24 protein-coding genes are annotated in these 23,261 nt (G+C 60.7%); 15 read left to right on the top strand and 9 right to left on the bottom strand.

Features of this window, described 5'->3' with window-relative positions; translation table 11 throughout:
• The first annotated feature begins 19 nt into the window (after nt 1-19).
• Entirely contained in the window at nt 20-1,312 is a 1,293-nt protein-coding gene (locus QSV77_RS03540) for a PleD family two-component system response regulator (protein WP_302732541.1), read from the top strand.
• 681 nt (nt 1,313-1,993) lie between these two features.
• Here the strand turns inward: QSV77_RS03540 and QSV77_RS03535 are convergent.
• Together QSV77_RS03535 and QSV77_RS03530 are read right to left on the bottom strand one after the other, a co-directional pair.
• Entirely contained in the window at nt 1,994-2,755 is a 762-nt protein-coding gene (locus QSV77_RS03535) for an SOS response-associated peptidase (RefSeq protein WP_302732540.1), read from the bottom strand.
• Nucleotides 2,756-2,765: 10 nt separating this feature from the next.
• Nucleotides 2,766-3,089: a YnfA family protein gene (locus tag QSV77_RS03530; protein WP_142839466.1), complete on the bottom strand. Its 324-nt coding sequence runs from the start codon at nt 3,087-3,089 to the stop codon at nt 2,766-2,768.
• Between the two features lie 142 nt (nt 3,090-3,231).
• Here QSV77_RS03530 and QSV77_RS03525 point away from each other — a divergent pair, with 142 nt between their 5' ends.
• The 9 genes from QSV77_RS03525 (at nt 3,232) to QSV77_RS03485 (ending at nt 9,211) form a co-directional block, all read left to right on the top strand.
• On the top strand, nt 3,232-3,648 hold the full coding sequence (locus tag QSV77_RS03525; RefSeq protein WP_271360970.1) for an NUDIX hydrolase: 417 nt from the start codon (nt 3,232-3,234) through the stop codon (nt 3,646-3,648).
• 98 nt (nt 3,649-3,746) lie between these two features.
• Nucleotides 3,747-4,184, top strand: coding sequence for a TIGR02301 family protein (locus tag QSV77_RS03520; protein WP_269698364.1), 438 nt, complete (start codon nt 3,747-3,749; stop codon nt 4,182-4,184).
• Nucleotides 4,185-4,289: 105 nt separating this feature from the next.
• Nucleotides 4,290-4,547, top strand: a complete 258-nt coding sequence (locus QSV77_RS03515; protein ID WP_003496894.1) for a hypothetical protein — start codon at nt 4,290-4,292, stop codon at nt 4,545-4,547.
• 14 nt (nt 4,548-4,561) lie between these two features.
• A complete protein-coding gene (locus tag QSV77_RS03510) occupies nt 4,562-5,329 on the top strand; it encodes a hypothetical protein (protein ID WP_142839463.1) in 768 nt (255 codons plus the stop codon).
• Nucleotides 5,330-5,450: 121 nt separating this feature from the next.
• Nucleotides 5,451-6,299: a folate-binding protein YgfZ gene (locus QSV77_RS03505; protein WP_302732531.1), complete on the top strand. Its 849-nt coding sequence runs from the start codon at nt 5,451-5,453 to the stop codon at nt 6,297-6,299.
• Between the two features lie 2 nt (nt 6,300-6,301).
• Nucleotides 6,302-6,925 (top strand): HD family hydrolase, encoded by a 624-nt coding sequence (locus tag QSV77_RS03500; protein ID WP_302732530.1) that lies wholly within the window; start codon nt 6,302-6,304, stop codon nt 6,923-6,925.
• Nucleotides 6,922-7,440 carry a tyrosine phosphatase family protein gene (locus tag QSV77_RS03495; protein ID WP_302732529.1) on the top strand — a complete coding sequence of 173 codons (519 nt, stop codon included), beginning with the start codon at nt 6,922-6,924 and terminating at the stop codon, nt 7,438-7,440. The genes QSV77_RS03500 and QSV77_RS03495 overlap by 4 nt, the downstream gene beginning before the upstream one ends.
• A 78-nt stretch (nt 7,441-7,518) precedes the next feature.
• Complete coding sequence (locus QSV77_RS03490) at nt 7,519-8,340, top strand: mechanosensitive ion channel family protein (protein ID WP_142839460.1); 822 nt, start codon at nt 7,519-7,521, stop codon at nt 8,338-8,340.
• A 184-nt stretch (nt 8,341-8,524) separates the two neighbouring features.
• Nucleotides 8,525-9,211, top strand: a complete 687-nt coding sequence (locus tag QSV77_RS03485; protein ID WP_271360964.1) for a metal-binding protein ZinT — start codon at nt 8,525-8,527, stop codon at nt 9,209-9,211.
• Nucleotides 9,212-9,405: 194 nt separating this feature from the next.
• On the opposite strand, the gene QSV77_RS03480 is transcribed toward QSV77_RS03485, so the two are convergent.
• The 3 genes from QSV77_RS03480 to QSV77_RS03470 form a co-directional block, all read right to left on the bottom strand.
• Nucleotides 9,406-10,224, bottom strand: a complete 819-nt coding sequence (locus tag QSV77_RS03480) for an ABC transporter permease (protein WP_046798769.1) — start codon at nt 10,222-10,224, stop codon at nt 9,406-9,408.
• Nucleotides 10,221-11,009 carry an ABC transporter ATP-binding protein gene (locus QSV77_RS03475; protein ID WP_194287535.1) on the bottom strand — a complete coding sequence of 263 codons (789 nt, stop codon included), beginning with the start codon at nt 11,007-11,009 and terminating at the stop codon, nt 10,221-10,223. Before QSV77_RS03475 ends, QSV77_RS03480 begins: the two co-directional genes overlap by 4 nt.
• Before the next feature lie 410 nt (nt 11,010-11,419).
• On the bottom strand, nt 11,420-12,463 hold the full coding sequence (locus QSV77_RS03470; RefSeq protein WP_302732528.1) for an ABC transporter substrate-binding protein: 1,044 nt from the start codon (nt 12,461-12,463) through the stop codon (nt 11,420-11,422).
• Between the two features lie 290 nt (nt 12,464-12,753).
• Between QSV77_RS03470 and QSV77_RS03465 the strand changes: the two genes are divergently transcribed.
• The 4 genes from QSV77_RS03465 (at nt 12,754) to QSV77_RS03450 (ending at nt 18,849) form a co-directional block, all read left to right on the top strand.
• Entirely contained in the window at nt 12,754-14,313 is a 1,560-nt protein-coding gene (locus tag QSV77_RS03465) for a VOC family protein (RefSeq protein WP_302732527.1), read from the top strand.
• A 269-nt stretch (nt 14,314-14,582) separates the two neighbouring features.
• Entirely contained in the window at nt 14,583-17,354 is a 2,772-nt protein-coding gene (locus tag QSV77_RS03460; RefSeq protein WP_302732526.1) for a DUF2339 domain-containing protein, read from the top strand.
• The gene (locus QSV77_RS03455; protein WP_302732525.1) at nt 17,351-17,995 is read left to right on the top strand and encodes an HD domain-containing protein; all 645 of its coding nucleotides are present in this window, start codon (nt 17,351-17,353) and stop codon (nt 17,993-17,995) included. The genes QSV77_RS03460 and QSV77_RS03455 overlap by 4 nt, the downstream gene beginning before the upstream one ends.
• 11 nt (nt 17,996-18,006) lie before the next feature.
• Nucleotides 18,007-18,849, top strand: a complete 843-nt coding sequence (locus QSV77_RS03450) for an MOSC domain-containing protein (protein ID WP_302732524.1) — start codon at nt 18,007-18,009, stop codon at nt 18,847-18,849.
• 89 nt (nt 18,850-18,938) lie between these two features.
• On the opposite strand, the gene QSV77_RS03445 is transcribed toward QSV77_RS03450, so the two are convergent.
• Nucleotides 18,939-19,673: a bifunctional 2-polyprenyl-6-hydroxyphenol methylase/3-demethylubiquinol 3-O-methyltransferase UbiG gene (locus QSV77_RS03445; RefSeq protein WP_302732523.1), complete on the bottom strand. Its 735-nt coding sequence runs from the start codon at nt 19,671-19,673 to the stop codon at nt 18,939-18,941.
• Between the two features lie 180 nt (nt 19,674-19,853).
• Between QSV77_RS03445 and QSV77_RS03440 the strand changes: the two genes are divergently transcribed.
• Nucleotides 19,854-21,068 (top strand): MFS transporter, encoded by a 1,215-nt coding sequence (locus QSV77_RS03440; RefSeq protein ID WP_302732522.1) that lies wholly within the window; start codon nt 19,854-19,856, stop codon nt 21,066-21,068.
• 2 nt (nt 21,069-21,070) lie between these two features.
• Here QSV77_RS03440 and recO read toward each other — a convergent pair whose 3' ends face one another.
• From recO to QSV77_RS03425, 3 genes are all read right to left on the bottom strand, one after another.
• On the bottom strand, nt 21,071-21,835 hold the full coding sequence (recO, locus tag QSV77_RS03435) for a DNA repair protein RecO (RefSeq protein ID WP_271360956.1): 765 nt from the start codon (nt 21,833-21,835) through the stop codon (nt 21,071-21,073).
• 56 nt (nt 21,836-21,891) lie between these two features.
• The gene (locus QSV77_RS03430) at nt 21,892-22,269 is read right to left on the bottom strand and encodes a response regulator (RefSeq protein ID WP_302732521.1); all 378 of its coding nucleotides are present in this window, start codon (nt 22,267-22,269) and stop codon (nt 21,892-21,894) included.
• A gap of 136 nt (nt 22,270-22,405) precedes the next feature.
• Nucleotides 22,406-23,158, bottom strand: a complete 753-nt coding sequence (locus QSV77_RS03425; protein ID WP_046798760.1) for a Crp/Fnr family transcriptional regulator — start codon at nt 23,156-23,158, stop codon at nt 22,406-22,408.
• Nucleotides 23,159-23,261 lie beyond the last annotated feature (103 nt).

Genomic DNA, 23,261 nt, shown 5'->3' with positions numbered 1-23,261 from the left:
AGGGGGGCTTGGGACGGCCATGCAGGATAAAATCCTTCTGATTGAAGATTCCGTTGCTCTTTCCATGCTGCTGAAGTCGCGGCTCTCGGAAGAGACCGAGGCTGAGGTCATTCATTGTGACAGCATGGCTGCCGCCGATGCCCTTCTGAGCGTCCATGATTTTACACTGGCGCTGACGGGGCTCAATCTGCCCGACGCGCCGAAGGGCGAGATTTTAGGCCTTCTTTCCGAACGCAAGGTGCCGGCGATCGTCTTCACCGCAACGGTGGATGAAGAGGCGCGCAAACGTTACGCCGAAAAGAAGATCATCGATTATATCGTCAAGGACGGGCATCGCACCGTCGATGCGGTGGTCAAGACCGTCGATCGGATTTTGACCAACCGGCGCTTTTCCGTTCTGGTCGTCGATGATGCGCGCACGGCGCGTTCCGGCCTGGTGGAAATACTGGAGCGGCAGAATTTCAAGGTCAGCGAGGCCCATTCGGGCAACCGGGCGCTGGAAATCCTGTCACAGGATCCCTCGATCCAGCTCGTCATCACCGATTATCATATGCCTGACATGGACGGTTATGAGCTGACGCGCCGCATCTGCGACAGCCGTTCCTCGGAGGATCTGCGGGTGATCGGCATCTCATCCTCCACTGACCGGCTGCTTTCGGCCAGTTTCCTCAAGGCAGGCGCATCCGATTTCGTCTATCGCCCCTTCGTGCCGGAAGAGTTGCAGTGCCGTATCGACAATAATATCGAAACGCTGAAGCAGCTGAAACGCCTGCGCGAACTGGCCGAACGCGACCATCTGACCGGCCTGCCGAACCGCCGCTCCTTCTTCGAGCGTACCCGGGCGTTGATGGATATCATCAACGACAATGACGAAAACGGTGCGGTCGCCATTCTCGACATCGACCATTTCAAGAAGATCAACGACACACTCGGGCACGATGCCGGCGACCGGGCGCTGAAGAAGCTTGCCGAACTGCTGCACGACATGTGCCATGAGAAGCGCCATATTCCCGCCCGCCTCGGCGGCGAAGAGTTCGCCGTGTTCCTGCGCGGGCTGGATGCCCATGCCGCCTATCAGTTCTGCGAGGAACTGCGCTGCGCTGTTGAAAGTAACGGCCGCCAGCTGAGCGGCAGCAGCCTGGCGCTGACGATTTCGCTCGGCGTGGTGGAAATCGAAAAGGGCGAACCTTTCGACAACCAGCTGAATGCCGCCGACCAGCTGCTCTATCTCGCCAAGGCGAATGGCCGCAACCGGGTATATTCCGACGTGATGATCCAGGAAGGCCTGCAGAAGATGGGGCAGAACGGCTGAGAGCCCTTCGAAGAAGATAGCCGTTTATCGGAAGCGGGCGGGTGCCGCGAGTTTCTTCTCCCCGCCGGGGAGAAGTCCGCGGAAGCGGGATGAGGGGGCAAGCTCTCCGTCTCTCGCTGGCGTCGCCCCCTCATCCGACCCTTCGGGCCACCTTCTCCCCGACCGGGGAGAAGAAACAAGGGCGATATCCTGCCCCTTCATTACTGTCCCAAGAACGCCAGCGTCGCCAAATCGAATCCGCTTCACCATGTTAGAAATGAGCGAACGCCGCTTGTTTCTTCTCCCCGCCGGGGAGAAGTCCGCGGCAGCGGGATGAGGGGGCGAGCTCTCCGTATACCGCTAACGTTGCCCCCTCATCCGACCCTTCGGGCCACCTTCTCCCCGGCGGGGAGAAGAAACAAGGGGCGATATCCTGCCCCTTCATTACTGTCCCATGAATGCCAGCGTCGCCAAATCGAATCCGCTTCACCATGTTAGAAATGAGCGAACGCCGCTTGTTTCTTCTCCCCGAGGGGGAGAAGTCCGCGGCAGCGGGATGAGGGGGCAAGCTCTCCGTCTCTCGCTGGCGTTGCCCCCTGATCCCACCCTTCGAGCCACCTTCTCGCCCTCGGGGAGAAGAAATATGCGGCAACGTCCGGCCCTAGTCATTGGCCTTTGGAATCACGGTCCTTGGGAATCACGTCAGAACAGCGACATCTGCCCCTCGTCCTTCGGCGGCTTGATCTTGGCCAGCGGCGCGCTTTCCGGCACCGGCTCGATGAGATCGGCGCCGACATTGGCGACCTTGTTGACCTTGTCCGACACCGGGATCATCTCGAAGAAATCGTCCTGAGCCGGGCGCATCAGATCGGCCACCTCGCGCGGCTCCTGCGTCTTGCAGTCCAGCCAGCGGCTGAAATCCTCGGGCGCTATGACGACAGGCATGCGGTCGTGAATGCGGCCGATTGCGGCATTGGCGGCCGTCGTCAGGATTGCGCCGGTGTCGACTTCCGATCCGTCAGCGGAAGACCATGTTTCCATGAGGCCGGCAAAGGCGACGATGCCGCCGTTTTTCGGGCGGATGAAATAGGGCTGCGGCTTGCCGCCTTCCTCCTTTGGTGGTCGCCGCCATTCGTAAAAGCCGGTGGCGGGAATGAGCACGCGGCGATGGCGCATGGCGGCGCGGAAGGAGGCCTTGCCGATGGCGGTTTCCGAGCGCGCATTGATCAGCAGGGGAAAATCCTTGGGGTCCTTCACCCAGCCCGGCAGAAAGCCCCAGCGGACCAGCACCGCCCGGCGGTTGGGCAGGTTGCTGCCGCGCTCCTGCCGCTCGCCTTCCAGCACCACCAGAACCGGCTGGGTGGGCGCAATGTTGAAACGGGCGGGAAAATCCTCAAGCCCGATCAAATCGAGATAATCGGCGATTTCTTCCGGCGTCGCCTTCAGGACAAAACGTCCGCACATCTTCTTCTCCTCAGGCGCGTGGACCGAACAGGATGATGGCCGTGCCGGCGAGGCAAACGGCGCCGCCGGCGACATCCCATTTATCCGGCAATTGCCCTTCAACGCCCCAGAGCCAGAGAAGCGATGCGGCGATGTAAATCCCGCCATAGGCGGCATAGGCTCTGCCCGCCGTCTCGGTCGGCACCAGTGCCAATAGCCAGGCGAAAGCGGCAAGCGACAGCATGCCCGGCAATAATATCCAGACAGGCTTGCCGAGTTTCAGCCAGGCCCAGAAGGAAAAGCAACCGGCGATTTCCGCAAGTGCCGCCAATACATAGATAAGATAGACCTTCATTCCACCGTCTTCTGCGTGCACAATGGGGCGTGTTGTTCGCAACAGGTTAGAGCCTCCGCGCCTCATCCGAAAGGGCGCATCGGTGCTCTCGCACCACAATATGCAGACAGGCCCCAGACGGCCGAAACGAGTGAAACCCTTTATGACCCTTCGCATCAAGCCCCGCCCCGCCTCCTCCGCCATCGTCAGGAATGGCGACCGGCTGCTTCTCGTGCGCCGCGCCAATCCGCCGTCAAAGGACATGTTTGCTTTTCCGGGCGGGCGCGGCGAAGAGGGGGAAACACCGGCGGAGACGGCGATTCGCGAACTTCACGAGGAAACCGGCATCCTCGCGCGCAAACCGCAACTTTTCGCGACATATGACCTGCCGTCGCGCGACGCAGACGGCGTGCTGACCAGCCATTATTTCCTGTCGGTCTTCACAGTGGAAACGGATGCCGATCCGGCAGTGACGGCGGCCGACGATGCGGCGGATGCGGGCTGGTACACATTGGCGGAAATCCGCCGGCTGCCGGCGCCTGAAAGCGTCGTCGAATGCGCCGAGCGCCTGCTTGCATGATTGCCAGCCAGCAAGAATCGCGATTATTTAGGGCATGTCCGCCCGCCGGATGTTCACCAGCCAGCAGTTCACGCGTATGTGTGGGGCAGAATAGAATTTTGATACGATCAACCATTTTCCTGTCTCTTTTCCTGGCCATGTTGCCGGCCGGGCAAGAAGGCATCGCTTATGCGCAGCCTTCAAAGGCGGCTTCCAAGGAAGTCCGCCCTGCGGAAGTGACGCCGCCCAAACCCGCGCCCTATGACGACAAGCTGGCACGGCTTTCCGAAATACTGGGCGCGGTGCAATATCTGAGAACCCTGTGCCCGTCTTCCGGTCCGGAGGACTGGCGCAGATCGATGAGCGATCTTCTGGCTGCGGACACGGCCAACGAACCCGAAAGACGCCAGCGCATGACGGCTGCATTCAACCGTGGATACCGCTCCTTTGCGGCCATCCACACCAGTTGCACACGCGCCGCCGTCATGGCAGAAGAGAACTACCGTAACGAAGGGGCAACACTTGCTCAGGAAATTGCGTCCAGGTTCGGAAATTAGAGGATTGTTAACCTCTTTTCGCCGCAGCCCGTGCCGTTTTGATAAAAGGCTGCTAGTGTTGTTAACAGGGTGGTAAGGACTTGCCCGCCCTGTCGAGGATGAAAAATGCAGACGAGCCGTAACGAAATCGACGATATGATCGTGCATGAAAAGATGCAGGTCGCTCTGGAACACCAGAACGAGGCATGGGCTGACGGCATGGCCGACGGCATCGAGCCTGAGATCATCGCCGATGCCGCCATTGCTCTGGCCATGCGCGAAACCATCCGCATGCATGGCGAAGCCGGTGCGGAAGCAATGCTGGAATCGCTGCGCCAGCGTATGCTTGAAGGCGAATTTTCTCCGCAGCGGGTGATACAGTAAAGCCGGGGTCTATCATGTCTTGCCTGAGCAAGGGGCTTTTGCGCTCTTCCGCCATGCTGTCCATCGTGCTTGCTTTGACCGCCGGGTCGATTGGCTTGCCGAACCGCGCTTTCGCCCTTTCCGAGCTGAAACCGGCGCAAAACACCGAAAGCGAGCCGCAGGCCCAGAACGGTGACCAGCCGCAGCAGGCCCAGCCCGCGGAGCCGGACGAAATCGAAGGCGATTCGGAAGGCATTCCCCTGCCCGACCCCCTGGTCGACCGTTCCGCTGCCCAGACCAAACAGCAATCCTCCAAGCCGGACAATGCTCCGGAAATGTCCGTCGTCATCGAGCACGACATTTCCAAGGCCCCGGAAGCCGTTCGCAAGCTGCGCCAGCAGATCATCGACGCCGCCGCTTCGGGTGATATCGAAAAATTGCGGCCCTTCATCGCCGCCGGCCAGAACGAATTCCGCATCGACGGCAGCGACAGCGAAGACCCGATCGCGGCGCTGAAAAGCTATTCCGGTGATCCCGACGGGCTGGAAGTGCTGGCGATCATCATCGACCTGCTGTCGACCGGTTATGCCCATATCGATGCCGGCACGCCTGATGAAGCCTATGTCTTTCCCTATTTCGCCGGGAAGCCGCTGAATACGCTGACACCGCCGGAGAAGGTGGAGCTGCTGCGTATCATCACGGCGGGCGATCTGGCGGATATGCAGGAATATGGCAATTACAGCTTTTACCGCATCGGCATTTCGCCTGATGGCAAGTGGAAGTTCTTCACCGCCGGTGATTGATCGTCTCGCGGTGCTTGCCGTTCTCCGGTAAAAATCCTAACTGTGCGGAATGAGCCGTCCGGCAAGTGCATCTGCATTTTGCCGGAGATCGCGCAGCCTCGATGAACCGAACGGTGACGCCATGCCTTCCGCCTTTCTTGACGACCGCCGCCTGATCAGAGTTTCCGGCACAGGCGCCGAGGAATTTTTGAATAATCTCATCACCGCCGATGTTGAAAATTTGGTTGAGGGCGAAGCCCGCGCTTCGGCGCTGCTGACGCCGCAGGGCAAGATCCTGTTCGATTTCCTGATCGCGCGCGATGGAACGGATTACCTGATCGAGACGGGTGCTGCCGAGCAGGATGCGCTGCTGCGCCGCCTGACCATGTACAAGCTGCGCGCGCCGGTCGATCTGAAATCCGAAGCGACCGAAGGCGTCAGCGTTTTCTGGAACGAGAACGCGCCCGAGGCAGGCATCCGGGATGAGCGTTTTGCCAAGGCCGGCGTTGATCTGTTCCGCCTGCCGGGCGCCTCGTCCGCCGGCGACGCTGCAGCCTATGAGGCGCTGCGCGTCGAACATGGCATTGCCGAATCCGGACGGGACTATGCGCTGCAGGATGCATTTCCCCATGATGTGCTGATGGATGTGAATGACGGCGTTTCCTTCAAGAAGGGCTGCTTCGTCGGCCAGGAAGTCGTCTCACGCATGAAACATCGCGGCACGGCAAGGCGGCGCGTCGTTACCGTTTCGGCCGAAGGTCGGCTTCCAGACAGCGGGACAGAGATTACCGCCAATGGAAAACCGGTCGGCACGCTCGGGACCGTTTGCGGCAGCACAGCGCTCGCCATCGTGCGGATCGATCGTATTGCCGATGCGCTTGCCTCCGGCACCCCGCTTCTTGCGGAAAATGCCACCGTAACCGTGGCCCTGCCGGCCTGGAGTGGCCTTTCCTTCCCGGCCGCCGATCCGGCAGCGCGGGCGGAGGACTAGGCGTGGCGCTCGCAAAAAGTCCGCGCGCCTGGCAGCGCATGCTCTCCGGGCGGCGGCTCGATCTGCTCGATCCTTCGCCGCTCGACGTGGAAATCGCCGATATCGCCCATGGTCTTGCCCGCGTCGCCCGCTGGAACGGCCAGACGCGCGGCGATCATGCCTTTTCCGTCGCCCAGCACAGCCTCATCGTCGAGACGATTTTCTGCCGCATGTGCACGGATGCGACGCCCGGCGACATGCTGATGGCGCTTCTGCACGATGCACCGGAATATGTCATCGGCGACATGATCTCACCGTTCAAATCCGTGGTCGGCGGCGGCTACAAGACCGTCGAGAAGCGGCTGGAGGCCGCCGTGCATCTGCGGTTCGGCTTGCCGCCACATGCATCGCGCGATTTGAAGGACCGCATCAAGAAGGCCGATACGGTTGCCGCGTTTTTCGAGGCGACGGAGCTTGCCGGTTTTTCCACTGCCGAGGCGCAGAAATTCTTCGGCCTGCCGCGCGGCATTACCCGCGACATGTTTACCATCACGCCCCTGCCCTCGACGGAAGCACAGAAACTGTTCATCGAACGTTTCGAAGCAATCGAGGCGCTGCGCGCAACTAGGACCGGGAGCACGACATGACGGCAATCGTGGTATCGCCGCTGTCGCGGATCGCGGAAATGGCCGTGAAGCACAAGGCCCGCGAAATGGTGACGCTGATTGCCAAGGAGCAGAATTTTCACCGCCCGGCGGTGATTGCCGCCGACCGACATCTGACGCTTGCCATGAACGACATCGCCTTCAAGGGCAGCGGCGATCTTATCGCCCCTGATGATGCGCATGTGCTGAAGCTCATCGATTTTGCCCGGGAATGGGATCAGTCAGCACCGCTGCTCATCCATTGCTGGATGGGGATTTCGCGCTCGCCGGCCGCCGCCGTCATTGCCGCACTTTGCCTTTATCCGGATCAGGACGAAATGGCGCTTGCGCTTCGCCTGCGCGCCGTCTCGCCCTATGTCACCCCCAATGCCCGCATCATTGCCATTGGCGACCGGCTGCTGGCGCGAGAAGGCCGGCTGGTCAAGGCGATCAAAGCGATCGGCAGAGGGGCGGATACCGACGGCAATGTGCCTTTTGTGTTGCCGCTTGCCGGCTGACGCCCGATTTTTGGCGGAACCCCTGCGGCACCCATTCGTTACCAACCCTGAACAGCAATGAAAATCACGGGATAATTCATGGAACAACAGGCAACGGATATCATCGTCGCATCGCAGGCCGCCGTGCGGCAGGCGAGCGCGCTGGCGGTGCAATATTCCTTTTCGATCGTCGGCGCGCTTCTGCTGCTGATCGTCGGCTGGCTGGCTGCCACCTTCCTGCAGCGATGGGCCTTTCAGGGCCTGTCGCGCATTCGCGGTTTCGATGCGACACTCGCCGGTTTCTTTGCGGGCGCGATCCGTTATGTCGTGCTTATTCTGGTGCTGGTCATGGTGCTTGGCCAGTTCGGCGTGCAGACGGCCTCCATTCTCGCGGCGCTGGGTGCCGCAGGTCTCGCCATCGGCCTTGCGCTGCAGGGCACGCTGCAGAACATTGCCGCCGGCATCATGCTTCTGGTGCTGCGTCCCTTCCGGGTCGGTGAATATATCGAGACCAGCACGGTTAGCGGCACCGTGGTGGAAATCGGTTTGTTTGCCACCGAGCTTAAGACCAGTGACGGGCTTTATCGCCTCGCGCCCAACTCCACCCTTTGGAATGTACCGATCACCAATTACAGCCGCTTTCCCTCGCGCCGCCACGAGCTTAGCCTGACGGTGAACAATGACGAGGACTTGGCTGCTGCGCAGGATATGCTGATGCGCGTGGTGCGCTCCGAAAGCCGGGTGCTGCTGGACCCTGCCCCCGTCACCTTCGTTGATTCCGTCAGCGCCGACAGCGCGACGGTCAAATTGCGCTATTGGGTGCGCAGCGACAGTTATTTCGTAACGACCCGCGATGTGACGAAGGCCATGAAGCTTGCCTTTGATGAACGCAAGGCGGAAGTGAGCGCACAGCCCGCCTGAGGCCTCGAAACTCTCTTCCCAACCTCCATGTCTCAAGCGCGGTGGCTTTCCCGGCCATCGCGCTTTTTTTCATCACCGCCCGCCAGCTCGCGGCCTTGCGTCCTGCAAAAGACGTCTCTATAGGTCGGATTGTAATGTTATTACGTAACTGACTTTTCGACGACAGATATGAGAGGGCCAAACAATGCAGAAGACACTCATCCGCGTCACAGGCGCGGTCGCGCTTGGTTCCATGCTGCTGGTGGCAGCCGCTGCCACGGCCGCCGGCGGCAACAAATCCGCCGCCCACAGCCATGACCATGGGCACGATCACGGGCACCAGATGACCGAGGCGGAAAAGAAGATTTACAGCGGTTATTTCGAGGATGCCCAGGTGAAGCCGCGCACGCTTTCCGACTGGGACGGCGACTGGCAGTCTGTTTATCCTTACCTGCTGAACGGTTCGCTTGATTCCGTCATGGCCGAAAAAGCCGCCCATGGCGACAAGACGGCCGCAGAATATCGCGCCTATTACGACATCGGTTACAAGACGGATGTGAACCGCATCGTCATCAAGGGCGACAGCGTGGCTTTCTACAAGGAAGGCAAACCGGTCGAGGGTACTTATGCCAGTGACGGCCAGGAAATCCTGACCTACAAGAAGGGCAATCGCGGCGTAAGATACATCTTCAAGAAGACCGCCGGCGACGAGGCCGCTCCGCAGTTCATCCAGTTCAGCGACCACTCCATCGCCCCGGTAAAGGCCGGCCATTACCACCTCTACTGGGGGAATGACCGCAAGGCACTGCTGGACGAAGTCACCAATTGGCCGACCTATTATCCCTTCCTGATGGACGGCGCTGATATCGTCAAGGAAATGGCGGCGCATTGAGCCCTAGCAGGCTCACGGCTTTCCGGAGCGCGAGGAATGCCGAGCGCGTGCCTCTTTCGCCTTCTCCCCCCGGGGAGAAGGTCGCGGCAGCGGGTTGAGGGGGCAAGCTCGCCGCATATCTCTGCTGTCGCCCCCTCATCCGACCCTTCGGGCCACCTTCTCCCCGGCGGGGAGAAGAAACAAGCGACAACCGTTCACTGTCCCATGGTCGAGCGATGCGCCCAGCCGGTCATGCGTTTTTCAAGCCAGGCCATGATGGCGTACATGACGATGCCTTCCACGGCGAGCATCAGGAGGCCGGCAAAAACCAGCGGCACGTTGAACTGGCTCTGCGCCGAACTCATCATGTTGCCGAGGCCATAATTGGAGGCAACGGTTTCCGAGACGACCGAGCCGACGAAGGCGAGCGTGATGGCGATTTTCAGCGAGCCGAAGAAATAGGGCATGGAACGCGGAATGCCGACCTTCAGCATGATATCCATCTTCTTCGCGCCAAGCGCCCGCAGCACGTCCTCGGTTTCCGGCTCGATGGTGGCAAGGCCTGTGGCGACATTCACGACGATGGGGAAGAAGGAAATCAGGAAGGCGGTCAACACCGCGGGAACAGTGCCGATGCCGAACCAGATGACGAGGATTGGCACCAGCGCCACCTTCGGGATGGCATTGAAGCCGATCATCAATGGATAAAGCCCGGCATAAATGGTTTTCGACCAGCCGATGAACAGGCCGATGGCAAGGCCGGCGACAACAGCAATGGCAAAGCCCAAAGTCGTCGTATAGAGCGTCTGCAGCGAATTCTTCCAGATCGGCGACCAATATTGCAGGATGGCCTGACCTACCCTTACCGGCGACGGCAGGATGGTGGGCGGCATTTTCAGCGCGTAGACCAACAGTTCCCACAGAACGAAGAGCGCCAGCGTATAAAGCCAGGGAGCGGCCTTCACCCAGTTGACGCGGGCAATCAGCGGCTTGCGCGGCTCGGCCGTGACGGTGCTTTCCATGATCGCGCTCATGCCGCCACCCTCGCCTGCGCGATTTCGCCATGCAGTGCCTGCACCATGTCGTTGAAACCCTTGTCATACATAAGATCGAGCTGGCGCGGACGGGCAAACGGCACGCGATGCTCCGCCAGGACGCGGCCCGGCCTTGCGCTCATCACAAAAATCTTGTCGGCGAGAAAGGTCGCTTCGCGCAGATCGTGGGTTACCAGAATGATGGTCACGCGCTGCGCGGCGTGCAGGTCACGGATGACACACCACAATTCCTCGCGGGTGAAGGCATCGAGTGCGCCAAATGGCTCATCGAGCATCAGCAGATCCGGCTCGTGGATCAGCGCGCGGCAGAGATTGGCGCGCTGCTGCATGCCGCCCGAAAGCTGCCATGGATATTTCGAGCCAAAGCCCTTGAGACCGACGATCTCCAGAAGGCGCTCTGCTTTCGCGACATATTCCGCCTTGTGGGCGCGCAGGCGGCGGCGGTGTTTTTCGACAATTTCCAGCGGCAGCAGGATGTTCTCCAACGTCGTGCGCCAGGGCAGCATCGTCGGGTTCTGAAACGCCATGCCGACGATGGAGACCGGCTCCGTGACCTGCCGCCCGGCAACGATGACATTGCCCTTTTGCGGAATATGCAGCCCCGTCACCAGCTTCATCAGCGTGGACTTGCCGCAGCCCGACGGGCCGACCACGGCAGCGAATTCACCCTTGTCGACCGTCAGGTTCAAACCGGATACGGCCAGCGTGCCGGCCGACCCGCCATAACGCATGTCGACATTGTCTATTTCCACGAGATGTGACATCGCAGTCCCCGTTTTCAGTTGCTGATCGGGCCGTTTAATCCCGCAGCGTTGCTGCTTGTTTCTCCTCCTCGCCGGGGAGAAGGCGGCCCGAAGGGCCGGACGAGGGGGCGACGCCATCGAGAAACCCAGAGCTTGCCCCCTCATCCCGCTGCCGCGGACTTCTCCCCGGCGGGGAGAAGAAGTGAGCGGCGCCCACTCGGCCCATTCGATTGTCCTGCGGAGGCTACGGCTTCAAGAGCATGGCAAAACCGTTCCGCTTGTTTCTTCTCCCCGCCGGGGAGAAGGTGGCCCGAAGGGTCGGATGAGGGGGCGACGTCAGCGATAGGCCTAGAGCTTGCCCCCTCATCCCGCTGCCGCGGACTTCTCCCCGGCGGGGAGAAGAAACAAGCGGCACCCGCTCGTTTTATCCTTCAGGGAAGCATGCGTTCTTCCTTGGTCGGCAGGTAGGTCGCATCGAACACCTGTTCCGCCTTCACATTGCCCTTCAGGCCCATGGAAACCTTCAACGTCTCGATGGAGGCGGCAAGCCGGGCCGGATCGACGCCGCCCATGCCGTTTTCAACCACATAGGGCGTCTTGATGTTCATGCTGTTGGCCATGTTGAGGCGCTCCAGCTCAATGGCGCTGTCGAGCGTCTCGTTGCGCTTCAGCACCGCTGCCACGCCCTCTTCCGGGGTCTTGACGGAATCGGCGAAGCCCTTGGCCAGCGCCTTGAGGAAGCCCTTGACGGCTTCAGGGTTTTTCTCAGCGAAATCAGTGTTTACCAGCACCGCATTGCCATAGAGATTCAAGCCGTGCTCGGCCATCAGGATGGTCGAGATGTCGTCATCGGCAATGCCCTGCTTCTTCAGGTTGAGGATGACAGAAAAAGCAAAACCGAAGACGGCATCGACATCGCCCTTGGCAAGCATCGGTTCACGCACGGGAAAACCGATCGATTCGATCTTGATCTTGCTCTCATCCAGACCCGCGACCTGCTTGAAGGCCGGCCATTGCGCAAAGGCGCCATCCGGCGGCGGTGCGCCGAGCTTCTTGCCTTCCAGCGACTTCGGATCACCCGTGACGCCAAGCGACTTGCGGCCGACGACGGCAAAGGTCGGGCGCTCATAGACCATGTAAACGGCCTTGATCTTCTGGCTCGGATCCTCGTCGAGGAACTTCATCACCGAGTTGATATCGCCGAACCCCATCTGATAGGCGCCAGTTGCCACGCGCGGAATGGCTTCCACCGAACCGTTGCCGCTGTCTATCGTGACGTCGAGGCCTTCCGCCTTGAAGTAACCCTTGTCGAGCGCCAGCAGGAAGCCGGCGGCGGGGCCTTCGAATTTCCAGTCGAGCGTGAATTTGACCGGCGTTTCGGCATAAGCGCCCGTCACCGGCAGCACCATTCCGGCGGTAACGCCGATGGCAGCAATGACTAGCGCTTTGGACAACAACCTGCGCGTTAAGATCATCTATTCCCCCTGATGGTTTTGTTGGATTGGTTGCATAAGAGCCAATTCCCACCCGCAAGGCAAGATAAAATTGCATACAAAATAGCCATTATTTTGTATGCTTACTTTATGTGCATTATGGATCGATATGGAGGCAAAAAGCCCGGTTTCTGCGCAGCGTGCGTGCAACGAAGCGGAAGCAACATCGTTCACGCAGAGAACACAGCGTTCTCATTTGCCGGGGTTGCGGATCAGGCGCAGCGTAGGACAAATAGGGCCACGAACAGCAGGCGAAACGACGGGACGGCAAGATGAATTCTGCACTGGGCATACACCACATCACCATGATCACCCGGAAGGTGCAGGCGAATGTGGATTTCTACGCCGGCTTTCTCGGTTTGAAGCTGGTCAAGCGCACCGCCGGCTTCGAAGACGCCATGCAGCTTCACCTGCTTTATGGCGACGACATCGCCTCGCCCGGTTCGCTTCTGACATTTCTCGTCTGGGAAGATGGCGGCCAAGGCCGCGTCGGTTACGGCCAGACACTGGAAGTCTCGGTAGCGATCGATCCCGCCGCAATCGGCTTCTGGCTGACGCGGGCGCTGAAATTCGGCATCCGCGCCGAGGGGCCATCCGACGAATTCGGCGAGCCGGTCATCCGGCTGAAAGACCCTGACGGCCTGATCGTCAAGCTGGTCGGCACCCATGCCTTTGCCGATGCGACGCCACATGTGACGGACGATATTTCCGCGCAGGACGCGATTCGCCGCATCTATGGTGCGACGATGCTGAGCGAGGTACCGGAAGAAACCGTGGCGTTTCTGGAGAAACATTTCGGCTACCGGCAGGAAAGCCAGACCGGCGCGATCCGCCGGCTCGTCTCCAACAGCGGCGACATCATCGACGTGCGTGATGCCACCGGCTTTTGGTCCAGCGCACCGGGCACCGGCACGGTCGATCACATCGCCTTCCGCGCCCAGGATATCGATGAGCTGAATGCGGTGCTCACCGGACTGAAATCGCTCAATTCCAGCACCACCAATGCCCATGACCGAAAGTATTTCCATTCGCTCTATGTCCGCGAACCGGGTGGCGTGCTGATCGAAATGGCAACCGACGGCCCCGGCATGACGATCGACGAACCGCTGGAAGCGCTCGGCGAACAATTGTTCATTCCGCCGCTGTTCATGAAGGACGAGGCGGATGTGCGCGTTGCCCTGCCGCAATTTTCCATGCCGGGCGAGGAACGCATCATCTATCGCGACCTGCCCTTCGTGCACCGGTTCTATACGCCGGAGGAACCGGATGGCAGCACCATCATCCTGCTGCACGGCTCTGGCGGCAGCGAAACGAGTCTGATGCCGCTGGCGCACAGGGCCGCGCGCGGCGCGACACTTTTAGGCGTGCGCGGCCGCAGCACGGAAGAAGAGATCGCCCGCTGGTTCCGGCGTTTCCCCGATTTCAGCTTCGACCAGACTGATATTGCGGCAGAAGCAGAGGCCTTTGCCGCCTTTGTTGAGGGCGCGATCCGTTCCTACGGTCTTGATCGCTCGAAACTGCGGTTTATCGGCCATTCGAATGGTGCAAATTTCTATGCGGCCTTTGCCGCACTTTATCCCGACCTTGGCGGAGACGCCCTGCTCTACCGGCCCATGCCGGTTCTAGACACATGGCCGCAAACTGATCTTTCCGGCCGGAATTTCCTGCTCGTCGCCGGCGAACGCGACAAATATCGCGACGGAGCAACCGAGCTGCAAGGCCGGCTTGCGGCGAGCGGCGCAGAGGCACGGGTGGAAATGCTGGATGACGGGCATGAACTGGGGCTTGCCGATATAGAAGCGGCACGACGCTGGCTGGCGGATGCTTCCTGATTTTCGATAGATGGGCATGCGCCGAGCGGGTGCAGCCCATTTCTTCTCCCCGCCGGGGAGAAGGTGGCCCGAAGGGTCGGATGAGGGGGCAACGCTAGCGATGGACCGCACCCTTGCCCCTCATCCCGCTGCCGCGGACTTCTCCCCGGCGGGGAGAAGAAACAAGTGACACCCGCTCGCTCCATGTTACCCCCTGCCATACATCAACCGGGCCTTGCATAAATTCGCCAAAAGGGCTTTAAAAACAGCTTCGTAATTGGAGAGCCCGTTTGGAAATCCCGTTTCTCATCCTCGCCCTCATCGCGGCCTTTATCTACACGCTGGTCGCGAGCATCCGTAATTCAAGCCGAATCAAGTCGCTGGAACGTGAGGTCCTCAGCCTCAAGCGGCTGATGGCTGCCGGGGTCACATCTCCCGTGACGGCACAGGCTGAAAGCGCGGAATCCTCGGAAAAGACGGATTTCGAGGCGGAAGAGACAAATGGAGATTTGCCCGAAGCAGCGGCTTCCCAAGCTGAATATGCCTCAAAGCCGGAAGAAGCTGCCGCGATAGTGGAAGCTGGGGACGTAGCCCGTGAAGAAGCGCCGCCGGCGCTTGCCAGCGAGACCGCGTCCGCGCCGGCCACGAAAGAAAGCTTCGAAAGCCTGCTCGGCGCACGCTGGGCGGTCTGGGCCGGCGGGCTGGCGCTGGCGCTGGGCGGCATTTTCCTCGTCAAATATTCGATCGAATCGGGGCTGCTGAGCCCAGCGGTCAGGCTTTCGCTTGCCGCCATTTTCGGCCTCGTTCTCGGGCTTGCCGGCGAAGCGATCCGCCGCAAGGCGGTGCCGGGCATCGCCACCGCCTATTCCAACGCGATGATACCCGGCGTGCTGACGGCGGCCGGCGCATTAACGCTGTTCGGCGTGGTTTATGCGGCCTATGGAATTTATGACTATATCGGCTCCGGAACCGCCTTCATCCTGCTCGGGCTTGTCGCCTTTGCCACCATTGGCCTGTCGCTTCTGCATGGGCAGGCGCTGGCCGGTCTCGGTCTTCTTGGCTCGATGCTGACGCCGGCGCTGATTTCCAGCGAAACGCCGAATATCTGGGCGCTGTTCGTTTTCCTGACCATCTCGTGGCTGGCGACCGCGGCCGCAGCGCGCAGGCAGGGCTGGACCGTGGTTCCGTCCCTTGCCAATGCCGGCCTTGGCCTCTGGGCGCTCGGCTATATCGGCTTTTCCGAGACGATCAATGCCGAACCACCGACGCTCGCCTTGCTCGTCATGCTGGCCGGCACGATCTTCCTGTGGCCCGGGAAACACCTCGATACGCCGCCGGCAGAAACCGGCGAAACCGCCGCCCCTGAGCGGCGCGCCATCCGTGCCCTGCGGCTCTTGTTGCGCCCGTCGCTTGCCATCAACCTCACGGTATCGATGGCCGTTATCCTGCCGGCCATCGGCTTCCTGTTCGCCAGTGGCGGCATCGACACCCACCCGGCGCTCATCGTCTCGGCGCTCATCGCAGCGCTTGCAGCCCTTGGTGCCGCCCGCCACTACGCGGTGTGGCCGGCCATCATCGCAGCACTCGGCGCGCAGACGGCGGTTGCGCTGATGTCGCGGCAGGGCATCGATTTCATCGGCCTTATCAACGATACCGGCGTAACCCTTCCGCCCGTCGGAACAGGCTATACGGCTGAAATCGCCATGGCGCTTGGTCTTGGCGCTGTCCTCGTGCTCTGCGCCTTCTCCTTCCTGAAACGCAAGGGCGCTGACGATGCGGATTTTGCCCAGCTGTGGGCAGGTATTGCCGCGCTGTTCCCGGTCTGGCTGGCAACCGCAAGCTTCGTTGAATATGGCAATCTCGGCCGCGACTGGCTGCACGCCGCCTATGGTCTCGGCCTCGGCCTGGTGCTGATTGCCGGGGCCGAGTGGCTGCACCGGCAGGACAAAGAGGTCTATCGCAAGCCTCTCAACATTCTCGTGCTCGGCTCGTTTGCCGCCTTCGCGCTCAGCCTGCACACGCTGACGGAAGGGCTCGCGACAACCGTTCTGCTTTCGGTCATCGGTTTTGTTTATGTGCTGGCCAGCCGTTACCGCAACTGGGATGTGCTGCCTTGGGTCATGGCGGTGGCAAGCGTTGCCGTTCTCGGCCGCATCGCCTGGGAACCCACCATTGTCGGGCCGCAAAATCTTGGGACCACACCAGTCTTCAACGCGCTTCTGCCGGGTTATGGCATTCCCGCACTGCTGGCCGTCGCCTCGGCCTGGCTGCTGCGCGACTGGCCGGGGGTCAGGGCGAAAAACTTCCTGCAGGCGATTGCCAGCGTCATGGGGCTTCTCGCCGTCGCCATCCTCATCCGCCACGCGATGAATGGCGGCACGCTTGATAACAGCGTACCGACGCTTGGCGAACAGTCGATCTACACGCTGCTGACCATCGGCTTCTCGGGCGTGCTGATGACGCTGGATCTCAAGAGCCCCAGCCCCGTCTTCCGTTATGGTTCGATGATTGCCGGCGTGATTGCCGTCATCAACGTGTTGACGATGCATTTCTTCACGCTCAACCCTTATTTCACCGGCGAAAATACCGGGCGCATTCCGGTCCTCAACCTGCTGCTGATCGGTTACCTCCTGCCGGCGCTCGCCTATGGCGGCCTTGCCTATTACGCGCGCGGCAAACGTCCCCCGCCCTATGTCAGCATGCTGGCGGTGGCGGGTGCTGCACTCGGTTTTGCCTGGGCAACGCTTTCGGTCCGCCGGTTCTGGCAGGGCGAAAACATCGCCGACTGGAAGGGTTTTATGCAGGGCGAGACCTACAGCTATTCGGTGGTCTGGTTGCTGATCGGCGTGCTGCTGCTGGTGCTTGGCTCGCGCTTTAATGCCCGCAGCCTGCGTCTGGCATCGGCCGCCTTCGTGCTGATCTCTGTCGCCAAGGCATTCCTGATCGACATGAGCAACCTTGAAGGCGTGCTGAGAGCCCTGTCCTTCATCGGGCTTGGCGCAGTGCTGATCGGCATCGGCCTGTTCTACCAGAAAATCCTGGCCCGGAAGCCGCAGGCATGATCGCGGCCGAGGCTTTCGCGCCCTATGCGGCGCTTGCGCAGGATCTGATACCGCACGCCGCCGATGCCGGCGACGGCTCGCATGATCTTGCCCATATTCACCGCGTCTTCCGCAACGCCATGCGCATTCATGCGGGCGAAGGCGGCAATGGAACCGTGCTGGCGGCGAGCGTGCTGTTGCATGATTGCGTGGCGGTGGAAAAGAACTCGCCGCTCCGCGCGCAGGCCTCACGGCTTGCGGCGGAAAAGGCGGCCGGCATTCTGGCCGGGCTCGGCTGGCAGCAGAAAGATATCGACGCCGCCGCACACGCCATCACCACCCACAGCTTTTCAGCCAATATCGAGCCGCAGACGCTGGAGGCAAAAATCCTTCAGGATGCCGACCGGCTGGATGCCATCGGCATGGTGGGGGCAGCCCGTTGCTTTTATATTGCCGGACGCATGGGTTCGGCGCTTTACGATCCGGCCGATCCGCTGGCGAAAGACCGGCCGCTTGACGACCGCGCCTTTGCCATCGATCATTTCGAAACCAAGCTTTTCAAACTGGCGGACGGCTTTCGCACCGGAACGGGGCGGCAGATGGCCAAAGCCCGCCATGAGCGGCTGCAACAAGTGCTCGACCTGTTTCTCGACGAGATTTGAGGATATCCAAGATGCGTGTGACCGAACTCAACATCTATCCGCTGAAAAGTGCTCGCGGCATTCCCCTCTCCGAGAGCGCTGTTTCGGCCGAGGGCCTGCCGGGCGACCGTCGCGCCATGTTGATCGATCCCACCGGTCATTTCATCACCCAGCGCGAATTGCCTGCTCTCGCCACGGTTCTGGCGCGGCATGAGGATGGCGGCATGGCGCTTGCGCGGGAAAAGGACGACGAGATCGTCGCAAGACCGTCCGGAGAGCGCATGGATGTGGCGGTGTGGAAATCGATCGTCAGCGCCAATATCGCCGATGACGAGACCAACGATACGCTCTCGGCATGGCTAGGGCGCGAGGTGAAGCTGGCATTCTTCGATGATGCCTCGAAACGCGTTGCAAGCCTCGAATGGACCGGCAACGAAACGCCCGTCACCTTTGCGGATGGCTACCAGATCCTCGTCACCACCACCGCCTCGCTTGCCGCACTGAACGACAATATGCGCGCCAATGGCGAGGATGCCGTCGGCATGGAGCGGTTCCGGCCGAATATCGTGCTGGATACGGACGAGCCATGGGCGGAAGACCACTGGGCGGCCATCGAGATCGGCGGCATCCGTTTTGATCTGGTCAAGCCCTGTGCTCGCTGCATCATGACCACGCAGGACCAGATAACCGGCTCCCGCGATGTGCCCTCGCCCATGAAAGCCATGGGCCGCGTCCGCATGTCGGGTGATCGGCGCGTGCCCGGCCCGCTGTTCGGCTGGAACGTGACGCCGCGCAGTCAGGGCAGACTGTCGGTCGGCGATGTGGCCAAGGTGGTCGAGGAACGGCCGGAAGGCTGGGCGATCAAGAGGCGGTAGGCCGGTCCAGGTCAGATCGAGCCTAAGGGACGCGGATGTCCTCCCTCATTCCTGTGCTTGTCACAGGGATGAGGAGAGGATGGAATCGATCACGGCTTGCGGGCGCTGACGATCAGAAAGATCGGGCGGCGATCTTCGTGCTTCATCTCCGGTCTCTCCGCGAGCAAGGCGGGATCGGGCCTCGGCTCGGCCAGACGCGTCAGGGCAAAGCCGGCAGAAAGCAGGCTGTTGAGAATGCCTGACACCGTGCGGTGATATTTGACCACATCATCCGCCATCCAGTTGGAATGGCGCACGCCTTCGTTCTGGTAATTGTCGAGCGGCCAGTGGAGGATTTCGCCCTCCTCGTCGTAGAACCAGTCCTGTTTTTCCAACGCGGTGAAAACGGGATGTTCGATGGAAAAGATGAACTCACCGCCGGATTTCAGCACGGCGGAAACTTTCGCGAATGCCAGGTCGAGATCGCGGACATAATGCAGGGCGAGAGAGCTCAGCACCACATCGAAACTTTCCGGCGGAAAATCGATGTCCTCGATTGCCGCCCGACGATATTCGATACCGGGGCCGCCATTTATTTCGGCGGCACGGCGCAGCATGTTTTCCGAAAGATCAACGCCGACGACACGGGCCGCCCCCTGCTCTGCCGCATAACGGCAATGCCAGCCGAAACCGCAGCCGAGATCGAGAAGGCTGCGGCCCTGCAACGGCGGAAGCATGGCGCGCAGCTCGTGCCATTCGCCGGCCTGCCGCAGCCCTTCCACGGAGCGCGGCATGGCGCTGTAGCGCTCGAAGAACCCGGGGTCGTCGTAAATATTCTGCTTCATCGTCATCTCTCCGGAATTCCGGCAATAATGTGCGGGCATCCCATCAATCCCATGAATAATGGGGGTCAAGAAAAGTCGCTAGTGGGGACGGCTGACAAAAGCTAATATTCATCCCGATCAGAGGGAATCTGCAGAAGATTTGCGCCATCTCCAAGGCGCAGGCTGCAGCAGGAGAATTTCATGTCGCAAGCCACACGCCAGACCATGCCCTGGCTGATTATCGCCGCCGGGTCGCTGATTGCCGTCATGACCTTCGGTCCGCGTTCGGCCATGGGCTTTTTTCAGCTGCCGATGCTGGCCGACACCGGTTGGGATCGTTCCACCTTCGGCCTCGCCATGGCCCTGCAGAACCTGTTCTGGGGCCTCGGCCAGCCCTTCTTCGGCGCAATCGCCGATAAATACGGCACGGGCCGCGTGCTTGTGCTCTCAGGCTTTCTTTATGCCGCCGGCCTCATCTGCATGTCCTTCGGCACCTCGCCCTTCTGGCTGCATTTCGGCGGCGGCGTGCTTGTCGGGCTTGGCATCGCCGCCGGCTCCTTCAGCGTTATCCTGTCGGCCTTTGCACGCCATGTGACACCGCAGCAGCGCTCGCTTGCCTTCGGCATCGGCACGGCGGCGGGCTCTGCCGGCATGTTCCTGTTCGCGCCGATCAGCCAGGGGCTGATTTCCGCCTATGGCTGGTCGGACAGCCTCGTCTGGCTTGCCGTGATGATGATGCTCGTGCCGCTGCTCGCCTTCCCGATGCGTGGCAACTCCTCTTCCGGCAGCCAGTCACAGACGCAGTTCCAGCAGACGGCGGGCGAAGCGCTGCGGGAAGCACTTGGCCACAAGAGCTATATCCTGTTGACAACAGGCTTTTTCGTCTGCGGTTTCCAGGTGGCCTTCATCACCGCGCATTTCCCGGCCTATCTCGGCGATATCGGCATCGAACCGCGTTACGCCGTCATTGCCATGGCGCTCATCGGCTTCTTCAATATCATCGGTTCATTGGCCGCCGGCGTCATCGCCCAGCGTTATTCGAAACCCTATATGCTGGCCTATATCTATATTGCCCGCTCGGTTGTCGTGACGGCCTTCCTGCTCCTGCCGCAATCACCGCTTTCGGTCATCCTCTTCGCAGCCGTCATGGGCATTCTCTGGCTTTCCACCGTGCCGCCCACCAATGCGCTGGTGGCGATCATGTTCGGCACACGCCATCTCGGCATGCTCGGCGGCGTCGTGTTCCTGTCGCACCAGATCGGCTCGTTCCTCGGCGTCTGGCTCGGCGGCTTTCTGTATGACCGGCTGGGCTCCTATGATCTCGTCTGGTGGCTTGGCGTCGGCATGGGGATTTTTGCGGCCATCGTGCACTGGCCCATTCAGGAGCGACCCGCGCCGCGCCCGGCCATGGCCTGAGACTACACGGCTTCATCGAGCGCGGGCGGTGACGCCCTGCGCTGCAGCGCCTTCAGCGCCGCCTGCACGAAACCATCGCGGGCGGCGTTTTCATTCAGGCCACGCGGATCATAGACATGCCGGTTAAGAAAATGGGCTGTCAGGCGAAAGGCTGCCGCGAGGCTTTCGGGATCGGCAGCTTTCGATTGGCCCTCACCGAGAAAAGCGGGCAATGACAGCATCCGGGCGGCATAGGGCGCGCCTGCCGTGCGGCAAACCGCCCTGCCGGTTTTTGGCGACACATAGATGAGATCGGTGCGCAGCCCCGTCGCCGCGCATTCGGTGAGATCAAGCCCGAAACCGAGATCGTTCAGCACGGCGAGTTCGAACCGTACGAACAATTCCCCGGCATCGGCCGGATCGTGGAGATTGTCGAGGATGATATCGAGCGCCTGATAGAGATGCGGGTGCGGATCGCGCTCCGGCAGAAGCCTGAGAAGCGCGCCCATGGCCTGCACGCCGTAAACGGCGGTCGCCGTTTCCATCAGCTGTGCGGCGCGCAATTGCAGCGGCTCGATGCGGTATTCGCCAAGATGGTCGTCAAGTCGCGCCCGCCAGATGACATCCACCCGGTTTCCCGCCTGCAGCACCGGCTGCATGCTGCGGGAGCGACCGGAGCGGACCATGCCCAGATGGCGGCCGCGCGTACGGGTCATCACCTCGGCGATGACGCTCGTCTCACCATGGCGTTTTACGCCGAGAATGATTGCCTCATCCTGCCACTGCATGAAACCTGTCCGAATTTCGATTCAAGCCGGATCATAACCGATCCGGCGGCGAAACGTTATTCTTTTACGACGTCATTCGAAACGCCGAGAAGGTCGAGAACGAAATCCATGATTTCATTTTCTCCGAAGGGCTTGCCGAGCAGAGGCGCCCGCGAAAGATCTTCTGGAAACCCTGTCGTATCGCCGTAACCGCTGACGAAACCGAAGGGAATGCCGGCCTCGCGCAGCTGGCGCGCAAAATCATAACTCATGCCGTCGGAAAGGCTGACATCGAGAAGCACGCAATCGGCACCGTCCTGCTCGACGGCCTGCCTTGCCTGCGCAAGCGTCGTTGCGATGACGATGGTTTCGACACCCATGGACTGGAGGACCGCTTCGACATCAAGCGCCACCAGATATTCATCCTCAACGATGATAACCCGTTGTGGCACCATATGTTTTCTTCTTTCAACAGGAGGGGCAGCCAACTGGCTGCGCGCTGCTCCCTTCAACGTGATGTTCCAGCGCCATGGCTTAGCAGTCGCAAATTGCGACCCCACCGTCATTTAAAAAAGACATGTCAAAAGAAGATCAGATGAAGGGTCTTTGCCGCTTTTCGTCGCTTTCCCAGCCGGCCACATGGCTCAATCCGGCGTTGTCGAGCACCAGACAGCCTTTGTCCGTCCAGCGGATGAGGCCGCGATCAACAAGCTTTCTCAAGGTCTTGTTGGTGTGGACGATAGAAAGGCCGAGCGTATCGGCCACATGCTGCTGGGTGACGGGAATAGGCGTTTCGCCGCGCATGAGATCGACCGCCTTCGCCTTGCTGTAAAGAAAGGCGATGAGATAGGCAGCGCGCTCCAGCGCCGTGCGTCGGCCGATGCTGAGCAGATGACTGTCGAGCATGCGTTCCTCGCTTGCCGCGATCCAGGTCAGGTCATAAGCAAGGGTCGGATGATCGGTGAAGAGGTTGTTGAGGCGCGATCGTTCAAAAACGCACAGCGTTACCGGTGACAGCGCTTCGACCGAATGCTGCATTTCCCCCATCACCGTGCCCTGCAGGCCAACGAGATCGCCCGGCATGACATAGTTGAGGATTTGTCGCCGGCCGTCTTCCAGCGTCTTGTAGCGAAAGGCCCAGCCATGCAGCACGGTATAAAGATGGGCGCTGTGCGACCCTTCCATCAAAATGACAGAGCCGCTTTCCACCGCCAGCTCCCCCGTCTTGAAACGGGAGACGAAATCGAGTTCGGAAGGGGCGAAATCCCTGAAATGCGGCAGGTCCCGCAGGGGACATTGCTGGCACGGCGTTGTGGAAATCCCGTTCGGTTTTTTTGGCGACATGAATATCCGTCATCGAAAAAAGGTTGCGCCCAATTGTTTTGGAACAACCCGCCCGAACGCATTCGGTTCCCGATGGTGGCTGAAGATATTCAGTTCATTCAAG

This window comes from Agrobacterium sp. V1, from assembly GCF_030518355.1.
Classification (GTDB): Bacteria; Pseudomonadota; Alphaproteobacteria; order Rhizobiales; family Rhizobiaceae; genus Agrobacterium; species Agrobacterium cucumeris.
Note: the sequence above shows the minus strand (reverse complement) of the source record. Positions and strands in the feature narration are given on the sequence as shown.

Excerpts from the sequence above, each read along its gene's own strand:
- QSV77_RS03540 (WP_302732541.1), top strand. The coding sequence starts at position 20 with ATGCAGGATAAAATCCTTCTGATTGAAGATTCCGTTGCTCTTTCCATG.
- QSV77_RS03535 (WP_302732540.1), bottom strand. The coding sequence starts at position 2,755 with ATGTGCGGACGTTTTGTCCTGAAGGCGACGCCGGAAGAAATCGCCGAT.
- QSV77_RS03530 (WP_142839466.1), bottom strand. The coding sequence starts at position 3,089 with ATGAAGGTCTATCTTATCTATGTATTGGCGGCACTTGCGGAAATCGCC.
- QSV77_RS03525 (WP_271360970.1), top strand. The coding sequence starts at position 3,232 with ATGACCCTTCGCATCAAGCCCCGCCCCGCCTCCTCCGCCATCGTCAGG.
- QSV77_RS03515 (WP_003496894.1), top strand. The coding sequence starts at position 4,290 with ATGCAGACGAGCCGTAACGAAATCGACGATATGATCGTGCATGAAAAG.
- QSV77_RS03510 (WP_142839463.1), top strand. The coding sequence starts at position 4,562 with ATGTCTTGCCTGAGCAAGGGGCTTTTGCGCTCTTCCGCCATGCTGTCC.
- QSV77_RS03505 (WP_302732531.1), top strand. The coding sequence starts at position 5,451 with ATGCCTTCCGCCTTTCTTGACGACCGCCGCCTGATCAGAGTTTCCGGC.
- QSV77_RS03495 (WP_302732529.1), top strand. The coding sequence starts at position 6,922 with ATGACGGCAATCGTGGTATCGCCGCTGTCGCGGATCGCGGAAATGGCC.
- QSV77_RS03490 (WP_142839460.1), top strand. The coding sequence starts at position 7,519 with ATGGAACAACAGGCAACGGATATCATCGTCGCATCGCAGGCCGCCGTG.
- QSV77_RS03485 (WP_271360964.1), top strand. The coding sequence starts at position 8,525 with ATGCAGAAGACACTCATCCGCGTCACAGGCGCGGTCGCGCTTGGTTCC.
- QSV77_RS03480 (WP_046798769.1), bottom strand. The coding sequence starts at position 10,224 with ATGAGCGCGATCATGGAAAGCACCGTCACGGCCGAGCCGCGCAAGCCG.
- QSV77_RS03475 (WP_194287535.1), bottom strand. The coding sequence starts at position 11,009 with ATGTCACATCTCGTGGAAATAGACAATGTCGACATGCGTTATGGCGGG.
- QSV77_RS03470 (WP_302732528.1), bottom strand. The coding sequence starts at position 12,463 with ATGATCTTAACGCGCAGGTTGTTGTCCAAAGCGCTAGTCATTGCTGCC.
- QSV77_RS03465 (WP_302732527.1), top strand. The coding sequence starts at position 12,754 with ATGAATTCTGCACTGGGCATACACCACATCACCATGATCACCCGGAAG.
- QSV77_RS03455 (WP_302732525.1), top strand. The coding sequence starts at position 17,351 with ATGATCGCGGCCGAGGCTTTCGCGCCCTATGCGGCGCTTGCGCAGGAT.
- QSV77_RS03450 (WP_302732524.1), top strand. The coding sequence starts at position 18,007 with ATGCGTGTGACCGAACTCAACATCTATCCGCTGAAAAGTGCTCGCGGC.
- QSV77_RS03445 (WP_302732523.1), bottom strand. The coding sequence starts at position 19,673 with ATGAAGCAGAATATTTACGACGACCCCGGGTTCTTCGAGCGCTACAGC.
- QSV77_RS03440 (WP_302732522.1), top strand. The coding sequence starts at position 19,854 with ATGTCGCAAGCCACACGCCAGACCATGCCCTGGCTGATTATCGCCGCC.
- recO (WP_271360956.1), bottom strand. The coding sequence starts at position 21,835 with ATGCAGTGGCAGGATGAGGCAATCATTCTCGGCGTAAAACGCCATGGT.
- QSV77_RS03430 (WP_302732521.1), bottom strand. The coding sequence starts at position 22,269 with ATGGTGCCACAACGGGTTATCATCGTTGAGGATGAATATCTGGTGGCG.
- QSV77_RS03425 (WP_046798760.1), bottom strand. The coding sequence starts at position 23,158 with ATGTCGCCAAAAAAACCGAACGGGATTTCCACAACGCCGTGCCAGCAA.